This is a genomic window from Aromatoleum bremense (assembly GCF_017894365.1).
GTDB classification, from domain to species: domain Bacteria; phylum Pseudomonadota; class Gammaproteobacteria; order Burkholderiales; family Rhodocyclaceae; genus Aromatoleum; species Aromatoleum bremense.
This window is the reverse complement of the sequence record NZ_CP059467.1, coordinates 1,010,795-1,030,492: the sequence shown is the minus strand read 5'-3', so window position 1 is coordinate 1,030,492 and position 19,698 is coordinate 1,010,795. Positions and strand designations below refer to the sequence as shown.

The following is a 19,698-nucleotide window of genomic DNA, read 5'->3' as shown; positions in this document are numbered from 1 at the left end:
AGGGCGTCGGGAGTCGGTGGACTGTTATTTGGCCTGGTGGAAAACGCGGGCGGCGTCGAGCATGCGGCAGGAATAGCCCCACTCGTTGTCGTACCACGCCAGCACCTTGACGAGCGTGCCGTCCATGACGCGCGTCTGGGTCGCGTCGAACACCGATGAGTGCGAATCGTGGTTGAAGTCCATCGACACCAGCGGTTCTTCATTGACCGCCAGCACGCCCTTCATCGGTCCGTTGGCGGCTTCCTTCATCAGCACGGTGATCTCTTCCTTCGAGGTCGCACGGCTGGCGGTGAAGGTGAGGTCGACGAGCGATACGTTCATGGTCGGCACGCGCAGCGCGAAGCCGTCGAACTTGCCCTTCAGCGCGGGCAGCACCAGCCCGACGGCCTTCGCCGCGCCGGTCTTGGTCGGGATGATGTTCTGTGCGGCAGCGCGGGCGCGGCGCAGGTCCTTGTGGCGCACGTCGACCAGCACCTGGTCGTTGGTGTAGGCGTGCACGGTGGTCATCAGGCCCTGCTCGATGCCGATGTTGTCCTGCAGCACCTTCGCGACCGGGGCGAGGCAGTTGGTCGTGCACGAGGCGTTCGACACGACAGTCATGTCGCGGGTCAGCACTTCGTGGTTCACGCCGTAGACGATCGTCGCATCGACATCATCGCCGCCGGGGGCGGAGATCAGCACCTTCTTCGCGCCCTGCTTCAGGAGCACCTCGGCCTTCGCTTTCGACGTGTAGGCGCCGGTGCATTCAAGCAGCACGTCGACGCCCAAATCGCCCCAGTTGACCGCCAGCGGGTCCTTCGTCGAGAAGAACGGGATGCGGTCGTCGCCGACGATCATGAGGTGGTCGCCCTCGGTCGCGACCGGGGTCGCAAAACGGCCGTGCGTGGTGTCGTAGCGGGTCAGGTGCGCATTGGTGGCGAGATCGCCGGAGGCGTTGATCGCCACGATCTCGAACTGGTCGCGCAGGCCCAACTCGTACAGCGCGCGCAGCGTGCAGCGGCCGATCCGGCCGTAACCGTTGATGGCGACTTTGATGGTCATCGAAGAATCTCCCTCGAGGAATATAGGAATATGGAACGGGGCGGTTAAAGAAGGACCGAGCGCACGGCGCGCGCGACCGCGTCGGCGGTGATGTCGAAATGTCTGAACAGGTCCCCCGCCGGAGCGGATTCGCCGAAGGTGTCGATGCCGACGACAGCGCCTTCGAGGCCGACGTATTTGTGCCACAGGCCGGTAACGCCGGCTTCGACCGCGACGCGCGGGACGCCGAGCGGCAGCACGGACGCCTTGTACGCGGCTTCCTGGCGGTCGAACACGTTGGTCGAGGGCATCGACACGACGCGCACATGGATGTCGTCGCCGGCGAGCGCCTGTTGCGCTGCCATCGCCAGACCGACTTCCGATCCGGTGGCGATGACGACTGCCTGCGGCTTGCCGTTCGCCGCTTCCGACAGCACGTAGGCGCCCCGGCGAATCGCCGCGACCTGCTCCGGGTTGCGCGCCTGGAACGGCAGGTTCTGGCGCGAGAACAGCAGCGACGACGGGCCGTCGCGGCGTTCAATCGCGTTCGCCCAGGCGACCGCGGTTTCGACGGTGTCGCACGGCCGCCACACGTCCATGTTGGGGATCAGGCGCAGCGTCGCAGTCTGCTCGACCGGCTGGTGCGTCGGGCCGTCCTCGCCGAGGCCGATCGAGTCGTGCGTGAACACGAACACCTGGCGCAGCTTCATCAGCGCCGCCATCCGCAGCGCGTTGCGCGCGTATTCGCTGAACATCAGGAAGGTGGCGGTGTAGGGGATCAGCCCGCCGTGCAGGCCGATGCCGTTGGCGATCGCGGCCATGCCGAACTCGCGCACGCCGTAGTAGATGTAGTTGCCGCCGGAATCCTTCGACACGCCCTTCGAGCCGGACCACAGCGTCAGGTTCGAACTGGCGAGGTCGGCCGAGCCGCCGATCAGCTCGGGCAGCGCAGGCGCGAACGCCTCGATCGAGTTCTGGCTCGCCTTGCGCGTCGCGATCGTCTCGGCCTTCTCGCCGAACTTCGCGAGCACGCTGTCGACATGCTGCGCCCAACTCGCCGGCAGCTCGCCCTTCATGCGGCGTTCGAACTCGGCGGCGGCTTCGGGGAAGGACTCGGCGTACGCGGCGAGCTTCACGTTCCAGTCGGCTTCGCGGGCCCTGCCGGCTTCGCGCGCGTCCCACTCGGCGTAGACATCGGCGGGGATTTCAAACGGCGCGTGGGTCCAGCCGATATGCGCGCGCGTGGCCGTGATCTCCGCGGCGCCGAGGGGCGCGCCGTGGCAGTCGTGGCCGCCCTGCTTGGCCGGGGAGCCCGCGCCGATGACCGTCTTACAGCAGATCAGCGTCGGCCGGCCGGTCTCGGCCTTCGCGGCGCGGATCGCGGCGTCGATCTCGGCCGGCACATGGCCCTGCACGTCGCGCACGACGTGCCAGCCGTAGGCTTCGAAGCGCTTCGGCGTGTCGTCGGTGAACCAGCCCGCGACGTCGCCGTCGATCGAAATGCTGTTGTCGTCATAGAACGCGATCAGCTTGCCGAGGCCGAGCGTGCCGGCGAGCGAGCAGACTTCGTGCGAGATGCCTTCCATCAGGCAGCCATCGCCGACGAACACGTAGGTGTGGTGATCGATGATGGCGTGGCCGGGCCGGTTGAATTCAGCGGCGAGCACCTTCTCGGCGATCGCCATGCCGACGGCGTTGCTGAGGCCCTGGCCGAGCGGCCCGGTGGTCGTCTCGACACCCGGCGTGTAGCCATACTCGGGGTGGCCGGGAGTCTTGCTGTGCAACTGGCGGAAGCGCTTGAGTTCTTCGATCGGCAGGTCGTAGCCGGTCAGGTGCAGCAGCGCGTAGATCAGCATCGAGCTGTGGCCGTTCGACAGCACGAAGCGGTCGCGGTCGGCCCATTGCGGGTTCGCCGGGTTGTGGCGCAGGTGACGGCGCCACAGGACTTCGGCGATCTCGGCCATGCCCATCGGGGCGCCCGGGTGGCCCGAGTTGGCTTGCTGGACGGCGTCCATCGCGAGCGCGCGAATCGCGCCGGTGACCGGGTTGAAGACCGGGGGGGTGACGTTGCGCGGGTTCGTGTGTGCGGCTGGCGGCATGGCTTTCTCTGGCCTGTGACGGCTTGAAAAAAGCGGAATTATCGCCGAAAACGGCAGCGATGGGGTAGCGCGTGCTGCGCCGCAAAACGGATAAGTATCTGGCGCGGCAAAGCTATTGCCGCCGCCCCAAGATGTCGGAGCGTGTCTATACCCACTGTCGCCGGCGTTCCATCAGCTTCCAGATCAGCGGCGTCAGGATCAGCTGCATCGCGAGATCGAGTTTGCCGCCGGGAATCACGATCGAATTGGCGCGCGACATCGTCGATTCGTGAATCATACGCAGCAGATAGGGAAAATCGACGCCGCGCGGGTCCTTGAAGCGGATCACGACCATCGATTCGTCGAGCGTGGGCACATCGCGTGCGATGAACGGATTCGAGGTGTCGACGATCGGGATGCGCTGGAAGTTGATGTGCGTGAGCGAGAACTGCGGCACGATGTAATGCACGTAGTCGTGCATGCGGCGCAGGATCGTGTCCTGCACGGCTTCCATCGAGTAGCCGCGAATCCTGGTGTCGCGGTGCAGTTTCTGGATCCATTCGAGATTGATCGCCGGTGCGACGCCGATCAGCAGATCGACGTGCCGCGCAACATCCACCTTGTCGGCGACGACGCCGCCGTGCAGCCCCTCGTAGAACAGGCAGTCGGTGCCGACGGGAAGGTCTTCCCATTCGGTGAAGGTGCCGATCGGCAGCCCGAGGCGCGCCGATTCCTCCTCGTTGTGGATGTACGAGCGGCTGCGGCCGGTCGCCGATTCGCCGTAGGCGCGGAACAGGTTCTCGAGCTCTTCGAAGAGGTTCGCTTCCGGCCCGAAATGGCTGATGCCGCGCTGCCCGACCCGTTCAGCATCCTCGATCAGGCGCTTCATCTCGTTGCGCGTGTAGCGATGGAAACTGTCGCCCTCGACGATCGCGGCGTTGACGCGCTCGCGGTGGAAGATCGCGGCGAACGTATGTTTCACCGTGGTCGTGCCGGCGCCGGAGGAACCGGTCACGGCGATGATCGGATGTTTCATGGACATGGCGAAGTTCCGCGGGCAGGTTCGTGGGAAATGTGATCTTGAAAGCGGTGATCTTGAAAGTGGTGAGGTTCGTGGCGCGGGGCGAAGCTGCCGGCCGGAAGCCGGATCGGGCCGGTCAGGAGTGCGCGGCCACCCAGTTGCGCCACTCGAGGAACAGCGTCGGATTGGCCGCGGCGATGATGCCGCGCTTGATCGCCGGGCCGGCCATCAGCGACCCGCCATCGAGCGCCGCCGCCTCCCCGCCGGCTTCGGCCAGGATCAGCCGGCCCGCCGCGTAGTCCCACAGCATCTGCCCGCCGTGCAGGTAGACGTCGAGCCGGCCGGCGGCGACGAAACACCATTCGAGCGCGCTCGAGCCGAAGTTGCGCTGCGAAAAATACGGCGGCCGCACCGCGAGTTCGTCGCCGAGGTGATGGCTGATGCGCTTGAAGTCAATGCCGGCGACCGCGTCGTGCAGGCGCGGCGCAGCAGGACGGAGGGGGAGTTCCACGCCGTTGAGGAACGCGCCGGCGCCTTTTGCCGCGTAGAACGATTCGTCGGTGACCGGGTTATAGACGATGCCGAAATGGGTTTCCTGTTCGACGAGATACGCGATCGACACCGCGAAGAACGGAATGCCGTTGGCGAAGTTGGTGGTGCCGTCGATCGGATCGATGCACCACATGCCGGCCCGCCCGCTGCTCCACAGGTGTGCTTGCTCTTCGCCGCTCATTTCCTCGCCGAGCACGGGGCCGGGCAGCAGGCGGGGCAGGGCTTCGATGAAGCGGTCCTGCGATTCGAGATCGGCCTCGGTGAACAGCGACCCGTCCGGCTTGCGATTGCGCGCAGTCTTCAGATAGCGCGGCAGGATGACTTCGCGGGCGATGTCACGCACGACCGATTCGAGCGCGCGGGCACAGGCGAGTCGTTGCCCGACAGTCGGCATGTCACGCCTCCCGCCATTTGATCGAGCAGCCGATGCTCGGGGTCTGCTCGCGCGGCCCTTCGCCGGAGCGCGCGACCTGCAGCATCGCGTCGAACAGCTCGCGGCGCGTCCCGGCAGGCGTCGGGCTGCGGCCCGATGCGTCGAGACGGCCGCGGTATTGCAGCTCGAGCCGGCTGTTGAAGCCGAAGAAATCCGGCGTGCACACCGCGCCGTACGCTTTCGCGACCGCCTGCGTCGCGTCGAGCACGTACGGAAACGGAAAGTCGAGGTCGCGGGCGATGCGCACCATGTTGTCCCACGAGTCTTCAGGATAGTCGGCAGGATCGTTCGCCATGATCGCGATGCTGCCGATGCCGTGCTCCGCCAGCTCGCGCGTGTCGCGGATGAGCTTGTCGGTGATGGCCTTCACGTACGGGCAATGATTGCAGATGAACATCACCAGCAGGCCGTTGGGCCCGCGTGCCGAAGCAGGCGTATGACGCTTGCCGTCGACGCCCGGCAGGTCGAAATCGGGCGCCGACCAGCCGAAATTGCACAGCGGAGTTGTCATTGCGACCATCGAGAAGCTCCGGAAGACAAGGGTTTACTTATAATAGCATGATGATTTCTCGCTTCTTTTTTCCTTGCCCGTTGCCCGATTCGGGCGAGATCGAACTGCCGGACGCGCTCGCGCACCACGCCTTGCGCGTGTTGCGCCTGCGCGACGGCGACCCGCTGGTGCTGTTCGACGGACGCGGTGGAGAGCTGGCTGCACGGCTGCAAGTGCGCGGCCGGGACGCTCTCGCGGTACGCGGCGAATACCACGTGCTGGAACGCGAATCTCCGCTGTCCCTGGTGCTGGTGCAGGCGCTCGCGAGCGGCGAGAAGATGGACTGGATCGTGCAAAAGGCCGTCGAGCTGGGCGTGTCGGCGCTCGTCCCGCTGCAGGCCGAGCGTTCCGTGCTGAAGCTGTCGGGCGACCGTGCGCACAAGCGTGTCGCGCACTGGCGCCAGGTGGCGATCTCCGCGTGCGAGCAGAGCGGGCGCAATCGCGTGCCGGAGATCGAGCCGATCACCGGGCTGCGCGAGTATCTTGCCAGCGCCGCAGCGGGATCGAGGCTGGTATTGACGCCGGTCGATGGCCGTCGGCTGGCGTCGCTCGGCCGCCCCGATGCGGCGCTGCACCTGCTCGTCGGCCCCGAAGGCGGCTGGTCGGACGAGGAGCTTGCGATGTGCCGGGCCGCGGGGTGTGTGCCGGTCGGGCTCGGGCCGCGGGTGCTGCGCACCGAGACGGCCGGACTCGCTGCGGTGGCCGCGCTGCAGGCGCTGTGGGGCGATTTCTGAAGCCGGACGGGGGGCGACGTGTTCGAGTCGGCTGAGCTCGGCCACAAGATCGACAAGGCCGAGTACGACGCGGTGGAGCCGCAGTTGCGCGCGCAGCTGCTCGACGCGCAGTTCGACCTGCTCGAGCAGAAGGCTTTCGCCGTCGTCGTGTTGATCAACGGCATCGATGGCGCGGGCAAGGGGGAAACGGTCAACCTGCTCAACGAGTGGATGGACCCGCGCCACATCCAGAGCTGGGCGTTCGATTCGCCGACCACTGACGAAGCGGAACGCCCCTTCATGTGGCGGTTCTGGCGCGCGCTGCCGCCGCGCGGCAAGATCGGCGTGCTGTTCGGCAACTGGTACACCGATCCGATCCGGGAACGGGTCGAGCGGCTCAGCAAGAAACCCGAACTCGACCAGCATCTCGATGAAATCAAGCGCTTCGAGACGATGCTGGTGCGCGAAGGGGTGCTGCTGATCAAGCTGTGGTTCCACCTGTCGAAGGACGGGCAGAGGAAGCGGCTGAAGGCGCTGGAAAAGGATCCGCGCACGCGCTGGCGCGTCACCCGGCAGGATTGGAGGTACTACGCGCAATACGCTCGCTATCGCAAGGTCGCCGAGCATGTGCTGCGCCATTCGAGCAGCGGCGAGGCGCCGTGGCTGATCGTCGACGGTTCCGACCCGCGCTTCCGGGCGCTGCTTGTCGGGCGCACCTTGCTCGACGCGATGCGCAAACGCCTCGACGTCGCGACCAGAGGCTGGACGCCGCGACAGACCCAGGCGCCGCTGCCGCCGGTGCTCGACGAGCGCAACATCCTCAACAGCCTGACCCTCGACCAGCCGCTCGAGCGGGACACCTACGACGAGCTCCTCGAGCACTACCAGGGCCGGCTGGCGCTGCTCACGCGCAACCCCGCTTTTCGTGAGCGGTCGCTGGTGCTGGTGTTCGAGGGCGTCGATGCGGCGGGAAAAGGCGGCGCGATCCGTCGTGTGACGGCCGCGCTCGACGCGCGCCTCTATCACGTCATCCCGGTCGCCGCGCCGACCGAAGAAGAGCGCGCGCAGCCGTACCTGTGGCGTTTCTGGCGCCATCTGCCGCGCCAGGGGAAGGTCGCGATCTTCGACCGCTCGTGGTACGGACGTGTGCTCGTCGAGCGGGTCGAAGGCTTCTGTTCCGAGGCGGACTGGATGCGCGCATACTCGGAAATCAACGATTTCGAGGATCAGCTTGCCGTCGCCGGCGGGATCGTCGTCAAGTTCTGGCTGCAAATCGGCAAAGACGAGCAGTTGCTGCGGTTCAGGGCGCGCGAGGCCGAAGCGCACAAGCGCTTCAAGATCACCGATGACGACTGGCGCAATCGCGAGCGCTGGGACGATTACGTACGGGCGGTGTGCGACATGGTCGACCGAACCAGCACCGAAACGTCGCACTGGACGCTGGTCGAAGCGGAAAACAAGTTGTTTGCACGTATCAAAGTGTTGCAAACCCTCTGTGCACGGCTTGAAACCGAGCTAAAAAACGACGTTTCGCGTTCCGGGAGGCGGTAAGCGCATGCGAAATGCCCCTGTTTCGTTAGAATGTGGACCTTGCGGGTTCCGCGCAGTCGCTTCGACCGCGCGCACAGCTCAAAAACTCCTGACGGTGATCGTTTGAACGGGCAAACCACTCCCTCCCGTGCCGCAACCGAAGTTACTGCGAGCCCCGACCAGTTTGTCGCCTGGGTGCGCGGGGCGGCGCCCTACATCCACGCGTTTCGCGGCCGGACGTTCGTGATCGGCTTCGGCGGCGAAGTCGCGGCCGGCGCCCGCGCGCAAAGCCTCGCGTACGACTGCAACCTGCTGGCGGCGCTGGGGATCCGGCTCGTCCTCGTGCATGGTGCGCGTCCCCAGATCGATGCCGAACTGGCACGGCGCGGTCTCGAGCCGCGCTACCACAACGGCCTGCGCGTGACCGACGCCGACGCGCTCGAATGCGTCAAGGCGGCGATGGCGGTGACGCGTATCGAGGTCGAAGCGCTGCTGTCCCAAGGGTTGCCGAATACGCCGATGGCGGGCAGCTACATGCGGATCACCGGCGGCAATTTCATTACCGCGCGTCCGGTCGGCGTCGTCGAGGGTGTTGATTACCTGTACACGGGAGCGGTGCGCAAGATCATCGCCGAGGAAATCAACGCTGATCTCGATCAGCAGAACGTCGTGCTGATCACCCCGCTGGGCGTGTCGCCGGCGGGAGAGATTTTCAATCTGTCGATGGAGGAAGTCGCCGAAGCGGTCGCGATAGCGGTCCACGCCGAAAAGCTCATCTACTTGTGCGATGCGCCGGGACTGCTGGATGCCGACCAGCATCTGATCGATTCCGTCACCGCGGACGAAGCCGAGCGCATGTTCAACGCCGGCGAAGGTTTGACCGAGGATCTCGATCTCTACCTGCCCTGTGCGATCCGCGCAGTGCGCCGCGGCGTCGCGCGCGTGCACCTGATCGACCACGACAAGGACGGCGGCCTGTTGCTGGAGTTTTTCACGCACGCTGGAGTCGGCACCGTCGTGTCGCGCGACCCGCTGTTCCGCTTGCGCGAGGCCACGGTCGAGGACGTCGCCGCATTGGTCGCGCTGATCTCGCCGATGGAAGCCGACGGCACGCTGGTACGGCGGGGCCGCGAGCTGCTCGAACAGGAAATCGACCGCTTCACTGTCGTCGAACACGACGGGGTGCTCGTCGGGTGCGCCGCGCTGTACCCGTTCAGCGACGAACGCGCCGCCGAACTCGCCTGCCTTGCAGTGACTTCCGAGTACCGGCGGGCGGGGCTGGGCGACCAGCTGCTGCGAAGGATCGAGCAGCGCGCGCGGGCGCAGCGGCTCGAGCGGCTGTTCGTGCTGACGACGCGCACCGCCCACTGGTTCCGCGAGCGCGGCTTCAGCGAGATTGGGCCGGAGGCCCTGCCGCGGCAGAAGCGCGAACTCTACAATTACCAGCGCCGCTCCAAGGTGTTCACGAAGTCGCTATGAACATTCGCGATGCATTGCCTGCCGGAGAGGGGCCCCTCGCAGTGTGCGAGGAGGCGACGACTTGAGCGGCGAAGGGGGCGACGCGAAGCTGGTTCCGCTGCTCGCCGGCGTGGTCGCCGCGATGCTTGCTGCGCTTGCGGTCGGAATCGGAAGGTATGGCGGTGCCGATGGCGTGCGCCTGGCGGCGGTCGTCACGATCGCCGCAATCGGCCTGCTGGCCGGAGCGGCCGTGCGCTGCGACAGGCTGCGCCGGGCGCGCGAAAAGGAGCAGGGCAATCTCGAGATTGCGGCGCGGCTCGACCGGCTCGGTGCCGACGCGGCGATTCCGCCGGCTCCTTCACGGGAGGTTCGGCCGCTGGATGCCCTCGCATATATCGACGCGGCGTCGAATGAGGTGCGGCGGCTGCGGGAGATTGCCGAAGGGGTGTATGGCCTCGAGGCGCTTTTCGATGTCGCCGGGCGCCTCGTCTGGATCAGCCCGTCGATCCACCGCATCACCGGCCGGACGCCTGAGGAATGCCTCGGAGCGCCGGATGCGATCGTGTTCCTCGTGCATGAGTCGGACCGCAATTACTGTTTGCGCATGGCGCGGAAAGTCGCCGAGGGGGGCCCGCCCGCGAATTTCGAGATGCGCCTGATGCGTGCCGACGGGCGCATCTGTTGGGTCGCATGCCACTGGCGGCGGCTCGGCGACGATTCCACTCATCCGGCAGGTTTGCGCATGTCGGCGGAGGACATCCAGGCGCGCAAGGAAACCGAATACAAACTGCTCGAGACCGTGACCGAGCTGCGTCGCGCGCAGGCGCTTCGTGAACGCTATCTGGCCCGCAGCAACGATGAGCGCCAGCGCCTTTCGGCGCTGCTAAACGTGATCCGCCTCGGCATTCTGTTCATGGACCGCGATCACCGGGTCCTCTACTACAATCGCGCGATGCTCAGCATCTGGGGGTTTGCGCCCGACGAGAACCTGATCGGGATGCGCGACGTGGTGCTGCAAAGCCGCGTGGTCGCCTTGCTCGAGCAGCCCGAAGCGTATTTCGAGCACATCGCGGGCGTACTGCAGATGCATGGTGTCAGCGAAGCGCATGAGATCAGCCTGCGCGACGGACGCATCGTCACCGACGTGTCCACGGTCGTGGAGTCGGCCGAGGGCCAGCGCTGGATCGGGCGGGTGTGGATCTACGAGGATGTCACCGAAGAGCGAAAGATCGCCCGGAAGATGGTGGAACTGGCCGAGCGCGATCCGCTGACGAACCTTTTCAACCGGCGGCGTTTCCACGAGGAGCTCAATCGCCTGCTGGCCGAAGCGACCCGCCACGAGGTCCACGTCGGACTGATCGCGATCGACCTCGACGGCTTCAAGCCGATCAACGACGAGTTCGGTCACCAGGCGGGCGATGCGGTGCTCGTCGGCCTCGCCCAGGCCGTCGGCGGCGTGATCCGGCGCAACGAGATGTTCTTCCGCCTCGGCGGCGACGAATTCGGCGTGCTGGTGCCGGATGCCGAAGAGCGCGATCTGTGCGAACTCGCCCGCCGCATCCTCGAAGTCATCGATACGCAGCGCTTCGAATTCGAGGGGCGCTCCACGAGCCTCACCGCGAGCCTCGGGATCGCGCTGTTCCCGCAGCACGCGGACAACCCGGAACAGCTCATCGCGGTCGCCGATCAGGCGATGTACTGCTCGAAGAATCGTGGTCGCGACAGATGGACGCTGGCCGGGAGTGAAGCGCACGAATCCGATAGAATGGCGTCTTCAGAATCCGATGAACCCATTTGCAGAGGGGATTGAACGATGGCCCGTATGGTCAATTGCATCAAGCTTGGGCGCGAAGCGGAAGGGCTGGACCTGCCGCCGGTACCGGGCGCGCTGGGCAAGCGCATTTTCGAGAATGTGTCCAAGGAAGCCTGGCAGCAGTGGGTGAAGTACCAGACCATGCTGATCAATGAAAATCGCCTCAACCTGATGGACGCGCGGGCGCGGAAGTACCTCGCCGAACAGATGGAAAAGCATTTCTTCGGCGGTGGCGCGGACCAGGTCGGCGGCTACGTTCCCCCCGCACAGTAAATCCCGGCGCATGCCGCGGGTGCGAACGGCGAAGGGATGACCCGCGGGTCATCCCTTCGCCTTTCCGGCCGCAGCGGCCCCGTCAGCGGACCCTGGACTCGCGCTCCAGCGCTTCGATCCCTTCGTGGCGCACGTCGCGGCCCCTGACCATATACACCACGTATTCCGACACGTTCTTCGCGTGGTCCCCGATCCGCTCGATCGATTTGGCGATGAACAGCACGTCGAGCGCGCGCGTGATGAGCCGCGGATCTTCCATCATGTAGGTGATCAGCTGGCGCATGATGCCCTTGAAGATCGCGTCGACTTCCTTGTCCTGGCGGGCGATGTCGGCCGACGACGAGGGATCCATGCGGGCGAAGGCGTCGAGCGCGCGCTGCAGCATGTCGACGACCATCGCCGCGACGTGCCGCAGTTCGACTTTCGGCACGAAAACCACGTCGGAGCCGATGATCTGCCTGCCCGCCTTCGCAATTTTCTTCGCTTCGTCGCCGACCCGTTCGAGGTCGGTGATCATCTGGATCATCGTCATGACCATGCGCAGGTCGCCCGCTGTGGGCCCGTGCCGTGCAATGAGCAGGATGCAGGCGTCGTCGAGCGCGACTTCCTCTTCATTGACGCGTCGGTCGTCTTCGATGACCGCTTCGAGCGTCGCCATGTCCCCGCTGCTCAGCGCATCGATCGCGCGGCTCAGCTGCTGCGCGACGAGGCCGCCCATTTCCAGCAGACGCTTGCGGATGGCCTCCAGTTCGGTGTCGAAATGAGTAAGAGTGTGTTTGCTCGGCATGTTGGAATCCCCTGTGTGCGAGGAGGCTAGCAGCAAAAAATGACCGGAATGTTTCAGGTGAGCGTCGGGAGCGCGCGCTTCTCAGTTTGCAACCTGTCGCTCGACCCCGGCGGGCGTTGCCAGCAGCAGCACGTCCGCGCCGCGGCGCGCGAACAGGCCATTGGTGACCACCCCGACAATCTGGTTCAGCTCGGTCTCGAGCGCGCGTGGTGAGGTGATCATCAAGCCGTGCACGTCCACGATCAGGTTGCCGTTGTCGGTGACGAATCCCTCACGCAGTTCGGGCCGACCGCCGATCCGGACCAGTTCGCGTTCGACGTAGGCGCGGGCCATCGGAATGATCTCGACTGGCAGCGGAAAGCGGCCGAGACAGGCGACCTTCTTGCTCGCGTCGCAGATGCAGATGAACCGGCGCGCAACCGCCGCGACGATCTTTTCGCGGGTCAGCGCGCCGCCTCCGCCCTTGATCATGCAAAACCCGCCATCGATCTCGTCGGCTCCATCCACGTACACCGGCAGGTCGGTAATGTCGTTCAGATCCAGAATCGGGATGCCGTGGGCCTCCAGGCGGCGCGCGCTGGCTTCCGAACTGGATACCGCTCCGGCGATGCGGTCCTTGATGCCGGCGAGACCGTCGATGAAATGATTGACGGTCGAGCCGGTGCCGACGCCGACGATCATGCCGTCTTCGACGTAGTCGAGTGCCGCGATCGCGGCCGCCTTCTTGAGTTCGTCCTGGGTCATTGTGAAATGTCTATCCGATGAAACGTCGCTTCAGATCAGTCCGTCGAAAACCTGCACCATCACCGGTTCTCCGGCCGCCACGTCGCCGCGCTCCTCGGGCAGGACGATGAAGCAGTTCGCCTCGGACATTGACCGCAGCACCCCCGAGCCTTGCGCTCCGGCGAGGCGCACCGTCTGCCGGCCGTCGACCCTTCCCAACTGGCCGCGCAGGAACTCCCGGCGGCCGGCCTGCTTGCGGATCGCTTCGCCGCACGGGACTTCGAACAGCGTGGGTTCCGGCAGCGGCGAGACGCCGGAGAGGACGAGCAGGGCATCCTGCACGAACTGGTAAAAAGTCACCAGCACCGCGACCGGATTGCCCGGCAGGCCGAACAGCCAGGCATCACCGACGCGGCCGAAAGCCATCGGCCGGCCCGGCTTGATGTCGATCTTCCAGAATGCGACCTCGCCGAGGCGATTCACCAGCTCGCGGATGAAATCGGCCTCGCCGACCGACACGCCGCCGCTGGTCAGGATCACGTCCGCATCGGCCGATGCACAGCGAAAGGCTGCTTCGAGGGCCGCCGGGTTGTCGGGCACGACGCCCATGTCGAGCATGTCGCAGCCCAGACGGGAAAGCGCGCCGAAGAGCGTGTAGCGGTTGCTGTCGTAGACTTCGCCGGGTGTGAGCGGCTTGCCGATCGACGCGAGTTCGTCGCCGGTCGAGAAGAACGCGACGCGCAGGCGCCGGCGCACGGTCACCTCGGCGATGCCTAGCGAGGCGATCAGGCCGAGTTCGGCCGGACCGCAGCGCTTGCCAGCCGGCAGTGCGACGCCGCCGAGGGCGAGATCCTCGCCCGCACGGCGCAGGTTTTGCCCCGCCTGCTGTCCCGGCGGGATGAATACCTGGCCGTCGCCGGCGCGGGCCATTTCCTGCACGACGATGGTGTCGGCGCCTTGCGGAATCGGCGCGCCGGTCATGATCCGTACCGCTTGTCCCGCACCGACGATGCCCGAAAACGGCTTGCCGGCGAACGCGGTGCCTACCACCGCAAGCGCGGTATCGTGCCGGACATCGAGATCGCGGAACCGCACGGCATAGCCGTCCATCGCGGAGTTGTCGTGTGCGGGCACGTTGCACGGCGCGATCACGTCTTCGAGCAAAACCCGTCCGAGCGCGTTGCGGACCGCGACGCGTTCCCACCCACCGATCGGCGACAGGCGTTCGAGGATCGTTCGTCGCGCTTCGGCGGTGGTCAGGTGGGGGGAGCGGGGCGCGGATTTCCCGCCGGAGTTCTGTTTCATGACTCTCATCCCTTGACGCGGCGGCGCGCCGCCACACTGCTGATTATCATCGCACGGTCGACCGCCCGTGCGGCAACTCGTGTTGTGGTTGTGGTCGTTGAGGGCGCCGGTAGCGCCCGGCGATTCGCGGACCGGCAAGAAAAAGGGTGGTCGAGCCACCCTATCACGAGAACCGCGATCCCGCTGTTGAGTTCTTAACGCAGTCCCGCCGCGTAATCCGAGACGGCCCTGATTTCCGCGTCCGTCATCTTCAGCGCGATCGTCTGCATCATCTGGTTCGGATCGTTCTTGCGTACGCCGTCGCGGAAGGCCTTCAGTTGCGCTTCGGTGTACTCGGCGAACTGGCCTGCAACGCGCGGGTACTGGACTGGCATGCCGGCGCCCGTCGGGCCGTGACACCCTGCGCAGGCCGGCAGGCCTTTCGCAGCGATGCCGGCGCGCCAGATGTCCTGGCCCTGTTGTGCCGTCGCCGCATTCTTCGCGCTCTCGGGCTGCAGTTTCTGCGATGCGAAGTAGGCCGCGAGCGCCTTCATATCCGCGTCTTCGAGCCCGGCCACCATTGCGCCCATGATGGGGTTTTCGCGCTCGGGCGTCTTGCCGTCCCACGACTTGAACGCCCTCAGCTGCTTGTAGAGATATTCCTCGTGCTGCCCCGCGATCTTCGGATTGGTCGAAATCGGGCTGTTGCCGTCCGGTCCATGGCAGCCGGCGCAGACGGTTTCGGCCGTCATTTTCGCCTTTGCAAGATCGGGAGCCTGGTCTTGGGCCTGAAGGCCGCCGGCAACCAGCAGCAGCGGGAGCAGCAGGGAACGCTTGATCATGGTGTCCTCAGAAAGCCGTGAGCGGTCGTCACAAACGCGTTATTCTATATCAAGTACCCCGTTTTGCGCGATGCAAGGTGGGCGCGCCCCAACCCCGTCTTCGCTCTCGCCCTTGTTCTTACCGATTCCCAGATGCCGATCTTCCGTAATGCACGATTCGAAATTTCCATTGCAAAATCAGGGGATTTACCCCCTCCGGAGGGCGCGGAAATCGCATTCGCCGGACGCTCCAACGCGGGGAAGTCGAGCGCCATCAATACGCTTGCCGATCATACCCGTCTGGCATTCGTATCGAAGACGCCCGGACGCACCCAGCTGATCAATTTCTTTCGCCTCGATTGCGGGGCGGTGCTCGTCGACCTGCCGGGCTATGGCTACGCGAAAGTGCCGGAAAACATCCGCCGCCAATGGCAGGGGCTGCTTGAGCACTACCTGCGCAAACGTGAAAACCTGATCGGACTGGTGCTGATCATGGATTCGCGTCATCCGCTCACCGCCCTCGACCGGCAGATGATCGACTGGTTCGTGCCCGGTGGGCGGCCGATCCATGCGCTGCTGACGAAATGCGACAAGCTGTCGCGCAACGAGGCTGCGGCCACGCTCGCCAGCGTTCGGCGCGAAGTCGCGACAATCGGGCCGCAGATCAGCGTGCAACTGTTCTCCAGCCTGAAGAAAATCGGCATGGAAGAGGTCGAGCACAAGGTGGCTGGCTGGCTCGGTCTGCCGAGCGACGATTTGCCGGCAATCCCGACCCCGGCCCAGCTGCGCGCAGCAGGGAAGTAACCGGTCCGCAGTCGGTGAATAAACGACCGGGGCAATAAAAAACCCCGGGCTAAAGGGGATAAAGCCCGGGGTCAAACGCCTTAACTGGATTAAGGCACCCGCTCAGGGAGGTGAAGCGGGAGATGGCTCGTCACCATCTGTACAATAAGATAAGCCTCTTTCAGCGAAGTTCCCCCGCGGTTTCGTTACCGGGTGTTTCGCTCCCACCTGACTGGACTGACCATGCGCCCTACCGGAATCTTTCCCGCGACCCGCATGCGGCGGATGCGCCGCGACGACTTTTCCCGCCGCCTGATGCGCGAGTCCCGGCTCTCCACCGATGACCTGATCTATCCGGTGTTCGTGCTCGAAGGGACGGGCCTCACCGAGGCGGTGCCGTCGATGCCGGGCGTGAACCGCGTGTCGCTCGACAACCTGCTGCGCGTCGCCGAAGAGGCGGTTTTGCTCGGCGTGCCGGCGCTGGCGCTGTTCCCGGTCATTGAGGCCGGGGGCAAGACGCTCGGTGCCGAAGAGGCGTGGAATCCGGACGGACTCGTGCCGCGGGTCGTGCAGGCGCTGAAAGCGCGCTTCCCGGAGTTGGGCGTGATCACCGACGTCGCGCTCGATCCCTACACCAGCCATGGCCAGGACGGGCTGATCGATCCCGACGATCCGCGCGGCTATGTGCTCAACGACGAGACGCTCGAGGCGCTGGCGAAACAGGCGTTGTGCCACGCACAGGCCGGCGCGGATGTCGTCGCGCCGTCCGACATGATGGACGGGCGGGTCGCGCGCATCCGCGCCGAACTCGACCGCAACGGCCGGATCCACACCCGCATCCTCGCGTACGCGGCGAAGTACGCGTCGAGCTTCTACGGCCCGTTCCGCGATGCGGTCGGCTCGGCCGGGAGTCTCGGCAAGGGCAACAAATATACTTACCAGATGGACCCGGCCAACTCCGACGAGGCGATCCGCGAAGTCGCGCTCGACATTGCCGAAGGGGCCGACATGTTCATGGTGAAGCCCGGGATGCCGTACCTCGACATCGTCCGGCGCGTGAAGACCGAACTGCAGGTGCCGACCTACGTGTATCAGGTCAGCGGCGAGTACGCGATGTTGAAGGCGGCGATCGCCAACGGCTGGCTGTCGGAGGAGGCGTGCGTGATGGAGGCGCTGCTGTCGTTCAAGCGTGCCGGCGCCGACGGCATCCTGACGTACTTCGCGCTCGACGCGGCGCGCTGGCTGAAGGCGGCCTGAGCCTTCCGCGCGACGGCGTCACGCGAGCCACGGCCGGGCGGCGCGGCGCAGGCGCAGGATCGAGCTGATCTTCATGTCGACGTAGGCCGGCTGCTTCAGGCCGCGCCCGACGAGCACCGTCTTCATGCCGAGCCGCTTCGCGGTGCGCAGGTTCTCGGCCGAATCCTCGACCAGCACGCAGTGCCGCGGGTCCAGGCGGTGATCGTGGAGCAGGTGGCGGAACGCCTGCACGCCGGGCTTCGGATGGAAGCGCATCTGTTCGATGCCGAACACGTCATGGAAATGCCGGCGGATGCCCATCGCCTCGACGACTGCTTCGGCGTAGCGCTGCGGGCCGTTCGAGAACACGATCTTGCGGCCCGGCAGGCGGCGCAGCATCGAGCGCAGCGCGCGGTCGAACACCATCAGCTTGTGCAGTTTCTCGAAGCGATGCGTCGCCTCGAGAAAGTGGTGCGGGTTGGTGCCGTGGTGGCGCACGAGGCCGAGCAGCGTCGCTCCGTAGCGATGCCAGTAGTGGACCCGCAGCGCGTTCGCTTCCTCCAGGCTCAGCGACAGGTGCTGTTCGACGTACGCCGTCATGCTGCGGTTGATGTGCGGGAAGATGTGGGCGCTGGCGTTGTGCAGCGTGTTGTCGAGGTCGAACAGCCACACCGGCGGAGGCCGCAGGGGAGTGCTCATCCATGAACCTTGCGCGGCTGGAACTGCATGACCGCGCGGCCGTCGTCGGTCGTCTTCGGCTGTGCCTTCCATGCGTGGCCCTGGACGATCTCGAAAGTCGCCGGCAGGCGCCCGTCGCGGCGCAGCGCCTCGAGCGCATTGCGGGCTGCAGCCCAGCCCGACTTGCCGGCGAGCCCGCGGGGCCGTGCGCGGCTCGCGTTGGCGCTGCCGGAAAGCCGCAGGTCGCGCAGCAGTTCGTCGAGGTCGGTGTAGGTCAGGGTCAGCACCTCCATGTCCATGACCGGATCGGAGAAGCCGGCCTGCACCAGCGCATCGCCCAGGTCGTGCATGTCAATGAAGCGGTGCACCCGCTCGCCGTGCGTGCTGGGCAAGGCCGCGCGCAGCTCTTTCAGCGTGTCAGGCCCCAGTGACGAGAACATCAGCAGGCCGTCCGTCTCGAGCACGCGGTGCATTTCGCGCAACGCCGGCAGCGGATCGGCGAGCCAGTTGAGCAGCAGGTTCGACCACACCAGCGACAGGCTGGCACGGGCGAACGGGAGGGTGGACGCATCGGCGCAGACGAGCGACGGCGGCGCGTTGCGGCCGAGCGAGCGCAGCCGCCCGAAGAGGCTGCGCTCGCCGCGCGCGCGGTCCAGCATCGGCAGCGCGAAATCGGCGCCGATTCGCGTCGCTTTCGGGTACCGCTTGCCGAGCGCCTCGAAGTCCGCCCCGGTGCCGCAGCCGAGGTCGAGGATGCGCTTCGGTTCGATGCGGATGTAGTCGAGCCGCTCGTCCATCCGGCGCGCGACTTCGCGCGCGAGCACCGCGACCTCGTCGTAGGTCGCCGCGGCACGGCCGAAGCGCTGGACGAGGAGTTCGCGGGCGAGGGTGAAGTCGGCCGGAGCGCTCATCCGGCTCAGACGGGACGCAGGCCGAGGCGCGCGAACAGCGCCTCGTCGCGGTCGGTGTCGGGATTGTCGGTCGTCAGCAGGCGGTCGCCGTAGAAGATCGAGTTCGCGCCGGCCATGAAGCACAGCGCCTGCAGCTCGTCACTCATCTGCTGGCGTCCGGCGGACAGGCGGACGAAACTCGTCGGCATCATGATGCGGGCCGCGGCGATCGTGCGGACGAATTCGAACGGATCGATCTTGTCGACGTTTTCGAGCGGCGTGCCGGGCACCGGCACGAGGTTGTTGATCGGCACCGATTCCGGCGGCGACGCCATGTTCGCGAGCTGCACCAGCAGGCCGGCCCGGCTGCGTCGTCCTTCACCCATGCCGACGATGCCGCCGGAACAGACGTTGATGCCCGCGCCCCGCACCTGTTCGAGCGTGTCGAGACGGTCGGCCAGGGTGTGCGTCGTGATGACCTGGCCGTAGAACTCCGGCGCGGTGTCGAGGTTGTGGTTGTAGTAGTCGAGGCCGGCTTCCTTCAGCTGCAGCGCCTGGTCGCCTTTGAGCATGCCGAGCGTCACGCAGGTCTCGAGGCCGAGCGCCTTCACCTCGCGCACCATCGCCAGCACCGTCTCCATGTCCTTGTCCTTGGGGCCGCGCCACGCCGCGCCCATGCAAAAGCGCGACGCTCCCTTCGCTTTCGCCGCTTTCGCGTGCTCGACGACTTCGGCCACTTTCAGCAGCTGCTCACGGTCCAGGCCGGTATTGTGGCGCGTCGATTGCGAGCAGTAGCCGCAGTCTTCCGAGCAGCCGCCGGTCTTGATCGACAGCAGCGTCGAGCGCTGCACCGCGTTCGCGTCGAAATGTGCGCGGTGCACCTGCTGCGCGCGGAAGAGCAGGTCCATGAAGGGCTGTTCGAACAGCTCGACGGCTTCGGCCACGGTCCACTGGGTGCGGGGTACGGCCGGGTCGGCCTGGCGTTCGGCTGCGGGCGCTGAAGTCATTGTCATGAAAGCGGTTCCGGGATGTAATGCGAAGACTCGCATGTTCCT

Annotated in this window: 19 protein-coding genes; 7 read left to right on the top strand and 12 right to left on the bottom strand. The window is 65.9% G+C overall.

From position 1 onward, the window contains the following. Positions 1 to 24: 24 nt before the first annotated feature. From gap to pbN1_RS04855, 5 genes are all read right to left on the bottom strand, one after another. Positions 25 to 1,041: a type I glyceraldehyde-3-phosphate dehydrogenase gene (gene gap / locus pbN1_RS04875; RefSeq protein WP_169201504.1), complete on the bottom strand. Its 1,017-nt coding sequence runs from the start codon at positions 1,039 to 1,041 to the stop codon at positions 25 to 27. 44 nt (positions 1,042 to 1,085) lie between these two features. Then, the gene (gene tkt / locus pbN1_RS04870; protein WP_169201505.1) at positions 1,086 to 3,119 is read right to left on the bottom strand and encodes a transketolase; all 2,034 of its coding nucleotides are present in this window, start codon (positions 3,117 to 3,119) and stop codon (positions 1,086 to 1,088) included. Between the two features lie 145 nt (positions 3,120 to 3,264). Beyond that, positions 3,265 to 4,140, bottom strand: coding sequence for a phosphoribulokinase (locus pbN1_RS04865; RefSeq protein ID WP_169117541.1), 876 nt, complete (start codon positions 4,138 to 4,140; stop codon positions 3,265 to 3,267). Positions 4,141 to 4,255: 115 nt separating this feature from the next. Continuing rightward, a complete protein-coding gene (locus pbN1_RS04860) occupies positions 4,256 to 5,065 on the bottom strand; it encodes an inositol monophosphatase family protein (protein WP_169201506.1) in 810 nt (269 codons plus the stop codon). 1 nt (position 5,066) lies between these two features. Further along, positions 5,067 to 5,624, bottom strand: coding sequence for a thioredoxin family protein (locus pbN1_RS04855; RefSeq protein WP_169201507.1), 558 nt, complete (start codon positions 5,622 to 5,624; stop codon positions 5,067 to 5,069). Positions 5,625 to 5,665: 41 nt separating this feature from the next. Between pbN1_RS04855 and pbN1_RS04850 the strand changes: the two genes are divergently transcribed. The 5 genes from pbN1_RS04850 to pbN1_RS04830 all read left to right on the top strand — a co-directional run bounded on the left by pbN1_RS04850 (position 5,666) and on the right by pbN1_RS04830 (position 11,441). After that, entirely contained in the window at positions 5,666 to 6,388 is a 723-nt protein-coding gene (locus pbN1_RS04850) for a 16S rRNA (uracil(1498)-N(3))-methyltransferase (protein ID WP_169201557.1), read from the top strand. Between the two features lie 18 nt (positions 6,389 to 6,406). Continuing rightward, a complete protein-coding gene (gene pap / locus pbN1_RS04845) occupies positions 6,407 to 7,918 on the top strand; it encodes a polyphosphate:AMP phosphotransferase (protein WP_169201508.1) in 1,512 nt (503 codons plus the stop codon). Between the two features lie 102 nt (positions 7,919 to 8,020). Then, entirely contained in the window at positions 8,021 to 9,376 is a 1,356-nt protein-coding gene (argA, locus tag pbN1_RS04840) for an amino-acid N-acetyltransferase (protein ID WP_169201509.1), read from the top strand. Between the two features lie 121 nt (positions 9,377 to 9,497). Beyond that, entirely contained in the window at positions 9,498 to 11,165 is a 1,668-nt protein-coding gene (locus pbN1_RS04835) for a sensor domain-containing diguanylate cyclase (RefSeq protein WP_425305764.1), read from the top strand. Between the two features lie 3 nt (positions 11,166 to 11,168). Next, positions 11,169 to 11,441: an oxidative damage protection protein gene (locus pbN1_RS04830; RefSeq protein WP_041645623.1), complete on the top strand. Its 273-nt coding sequence runs from the start codon at positions 11,169 to 11,171 to the stop codon at positions 11,439 to 11,441. Positions 11,442 to 11,523: 82 nt separating this feature from the next. Here pbN1_RS04830 and phoU read toward each other — a convergent pair whose 3' ends face one another. The 4 genes from phoU to pbN1_RS04810 form a co-directional block, all read right to left on the bottom strand. Then, positions 11,524 to 12,228 carry a phosphate signaling complex protein PhoU gene (gene phoU, locus pbN1_RS04825; protein WP_169201510.1) on the bottom strand — a complete coding sequence of 235 codons (705 nt, stop codon included), beginning with the start codon at positions 12,226 to 12,228 and terminating at the stop codon, positions 11,524 to 11,526. A gap of 81 nt (positions 12,229 to 12,309) precedes the next feature. Continuing rightward, positions 12,310 to 12,972, bottom strand: a complete 663-nt coding sequence (rpiA, locus tag pbN1_RS04820) for a ribose-5-phosphate isomerase RpiA (protein WP_169201511.1) — start codon at positions 12,970 to 12,972, stop codon at positions 12,310 to 12,312. Positions 12,973 to 13,002: 30 nt separating this feature from the next. Continuing rightward, entirely contained in the window at positions 13,003 to 14,256 is a 1,254-nt protein-coding gene (gene moeA, locus pbN1_RS04815) for a molybdopterin molybdotransferase MoeA (protein ID WP_169201512.1), read from the bottom strand. A 194-nt stretch (positions 14,257 to 14,450) separates the two neighbouring features. Beyond that, complete coding sequence (locus pbN1_RS04810) at positions 14,451 to 15,077, bottom strand: c-type cytochrome (RefSeq protein WP_169201513.1); 627 nt, start codon at positions 15,075 to 15,077, stop codon at positions 14,451 to 14,453. Between the two features lie 132 nt (positions 15,078 to 15,209). On the opposite strand from pbN1_RS04810, the gene yihA reads away from it, so the two are divergent. Then, complete coding sequence (gene yihA / locus pbN1_RS04805; protein WP_169201514.1) at positions 15,210 to 15,860, top strand: ribosome biogenesis GTP-binding protein YihA/YsxC; 651 nt, start codon at positions 15,210 to 15,212, stop codon at positions 15,858 to 15,860. A 222-nt stretch (positions 15,861 to 16,082) separates the two neighbouring features. Then, positions 16,083 to 17,096: a porphobilinogen synthase gene (hemB, locus tag pbN1_RS04800; protein ID WP_169201515.1), complete on the top strand. Its 1,014-nt coding sequence runs from the start codon at positions 16,083 to 16,085 to the stop codon at positions 17,094 to 17,096. Positions 17,097 to 17,114: 18 nt separating this feature from the next. Here hemB and pbN1_RS04795 read toward each other — a convergent pair whose 3' ends face one another. The 3 genes from pbN1_RS04795 to bioB are packed head-to-tail and all read right to left on the bottom strand — an operon-like array spanning position 17,115 to position 19,656. Continuing rightward, a complete protein-coding gene (locus pbN1_RS04795; protein ID WP_244857167.1) occupies positions 17,115 to 17,774 on the bottom strand; it encodes a pyrimidine 5'-nucleotidase in 660 nt (219 codons plus the stop codon). Further along, positions 17,771 to 18,664 carry a malonyl-ACP O-methyltransferase BioC gene (gene bioC, locus pbN1_RS04790; protein ID WP_210147657.1) on the bottom strand — a complete coding sequence of 298 codons (894 nt, stop codon included), beginning with the start codon at positions 18,662 to 18,664 and terminating at the stop codon, positions 17,771 to 17,773. The genes pbN1_RS04795 and bioC overlap by 4 nt, the downstream gene beginning before the upstream one ends. Positions 18,665 to 18,669: 5 nt before the next feature. Further along, positions 18,670 to 19,656, bottom strand: coding sequence for a biotin synthase BioB (gene bioB / locus pbN1_RS04785; protein ID WP_169201516.1), 987 nt, complete (start codon positions 19,654 to 19,656; stop codon positions 18,670 to 18,672). Positions 19,657 to 19,698 lie beyond the last annotated feature (42 nt).

Coding starts and splice junctions, on each gene's coding strand:
- gap (WP_169201504.1), bottom strand. CDS start 1,041: ATGACCATCAAAGTCGCCATCAACGGTTACGGCCGGATCGGCCGCTGC.
- tkt (WP_169201505.1), bottom strand. CDS start 3,119: ATGCCGCCAGCCGCACACACGAACCCGCGCAACGTCACCCCCCCGGTC.
- pbN1_RS04865 (WP_169117541.1), bottom strand. CDS start 4,140: ATGTCCATGAAACATCCGATCATCGCCGTGACCGGTTCCTCCGGCGCC.
- pbN1_RS04860 (WP_169201506.1), bottom strand. CDS start 5,065: ATGCCGACTGTCGGGCAACGACTCGCCTGTGCCCGCGCGCTCGAATCG.
- pbN1_RS04855 (WP_169201507.1), bottom strand. CDS start 5,624: ATGGTCGCAATGACAACTCCGCTGTGCAATTTCGGCTGGTCGGCGCCC.
- pbN1_RS04850 (WP_169201557.1), top strand. CDS start 5,666: ATGATTTCTCGCTTCTTTTTTCCTTGCCCGTTGCCCGATTCGGGCGAG.
- pbN1_RS04835 (WP_425305764.1), top strand. CDS start 9,498: ATGCTTGCTGCGCTTGCGGTCGGAATCGGAAGGTATGGCGGTGCCGAT.
- pbN1_RS04830 (WP_041645623.1), top strand. CDS start 11,169: ATGGCCCGTATGGTCAATTGCATCAAGCTTGGGCGCGAAGCGGAAGGG.
- phoU (WP_169201510.1), bottom strand. CDS start 12,228: ATGCCGAGCAAACACACTCTTACTCATTTCGACACCGAACTGGAGGCC.
- rpiA (WP_169201511.1), bottom strand. CDS start 12,972: ATGACCCAGGACGAACTCAAGAAGGCGGCCGCGATCGCGGCACTCGAC.
- moeA (WP_169201512.1), bottom strand. CDS start 14,256: ATGAAACAGAACTCCGGCGGGAAATCCGCGCCCCGCTCCCCCCACCTG.
- pbN1_RS04810 (WP_169201513.1), bottom strand. CDS start 15,077: ATGATCAAGCGTTCCCTGCTGCTCCCGCTGCTGCTGGTTGCCGGCGGC.
- yihA (WP_169201514.1), top strand. CDS start 15,210: ATGCCGATCTTCCGTAATGCACGATTCGAAATTTCCATTGCAAAATCA.
- hemB (WP_169201515.1), top strand. CDS start 16,083: ATGCGCCCTACCGGAATCTTTCCCGCGACCCGCATGCGGCGGATGCGC.
- pbN1_RS04795 (WP_244857167.1), bottom strand. CDS start 17,774: ATGAGCACTCCCCTGCGGCCTCCGCCGGTGTGGCTGTTCGACCTCGAC.
- bioC (WP_210147657.1), bottom strand. CDS start 18,664: ATGAGCGCTCCGGCCGACTTCACCCTCGCCCGCGAACTCCTCGTCCAG.
- bioB (WP_169201516.1), bottom strand. CDS start 19,656: ATGACAATGACTTCAGCGCCCGCAGCCGAACGCCAGGCCGACCCGGCC.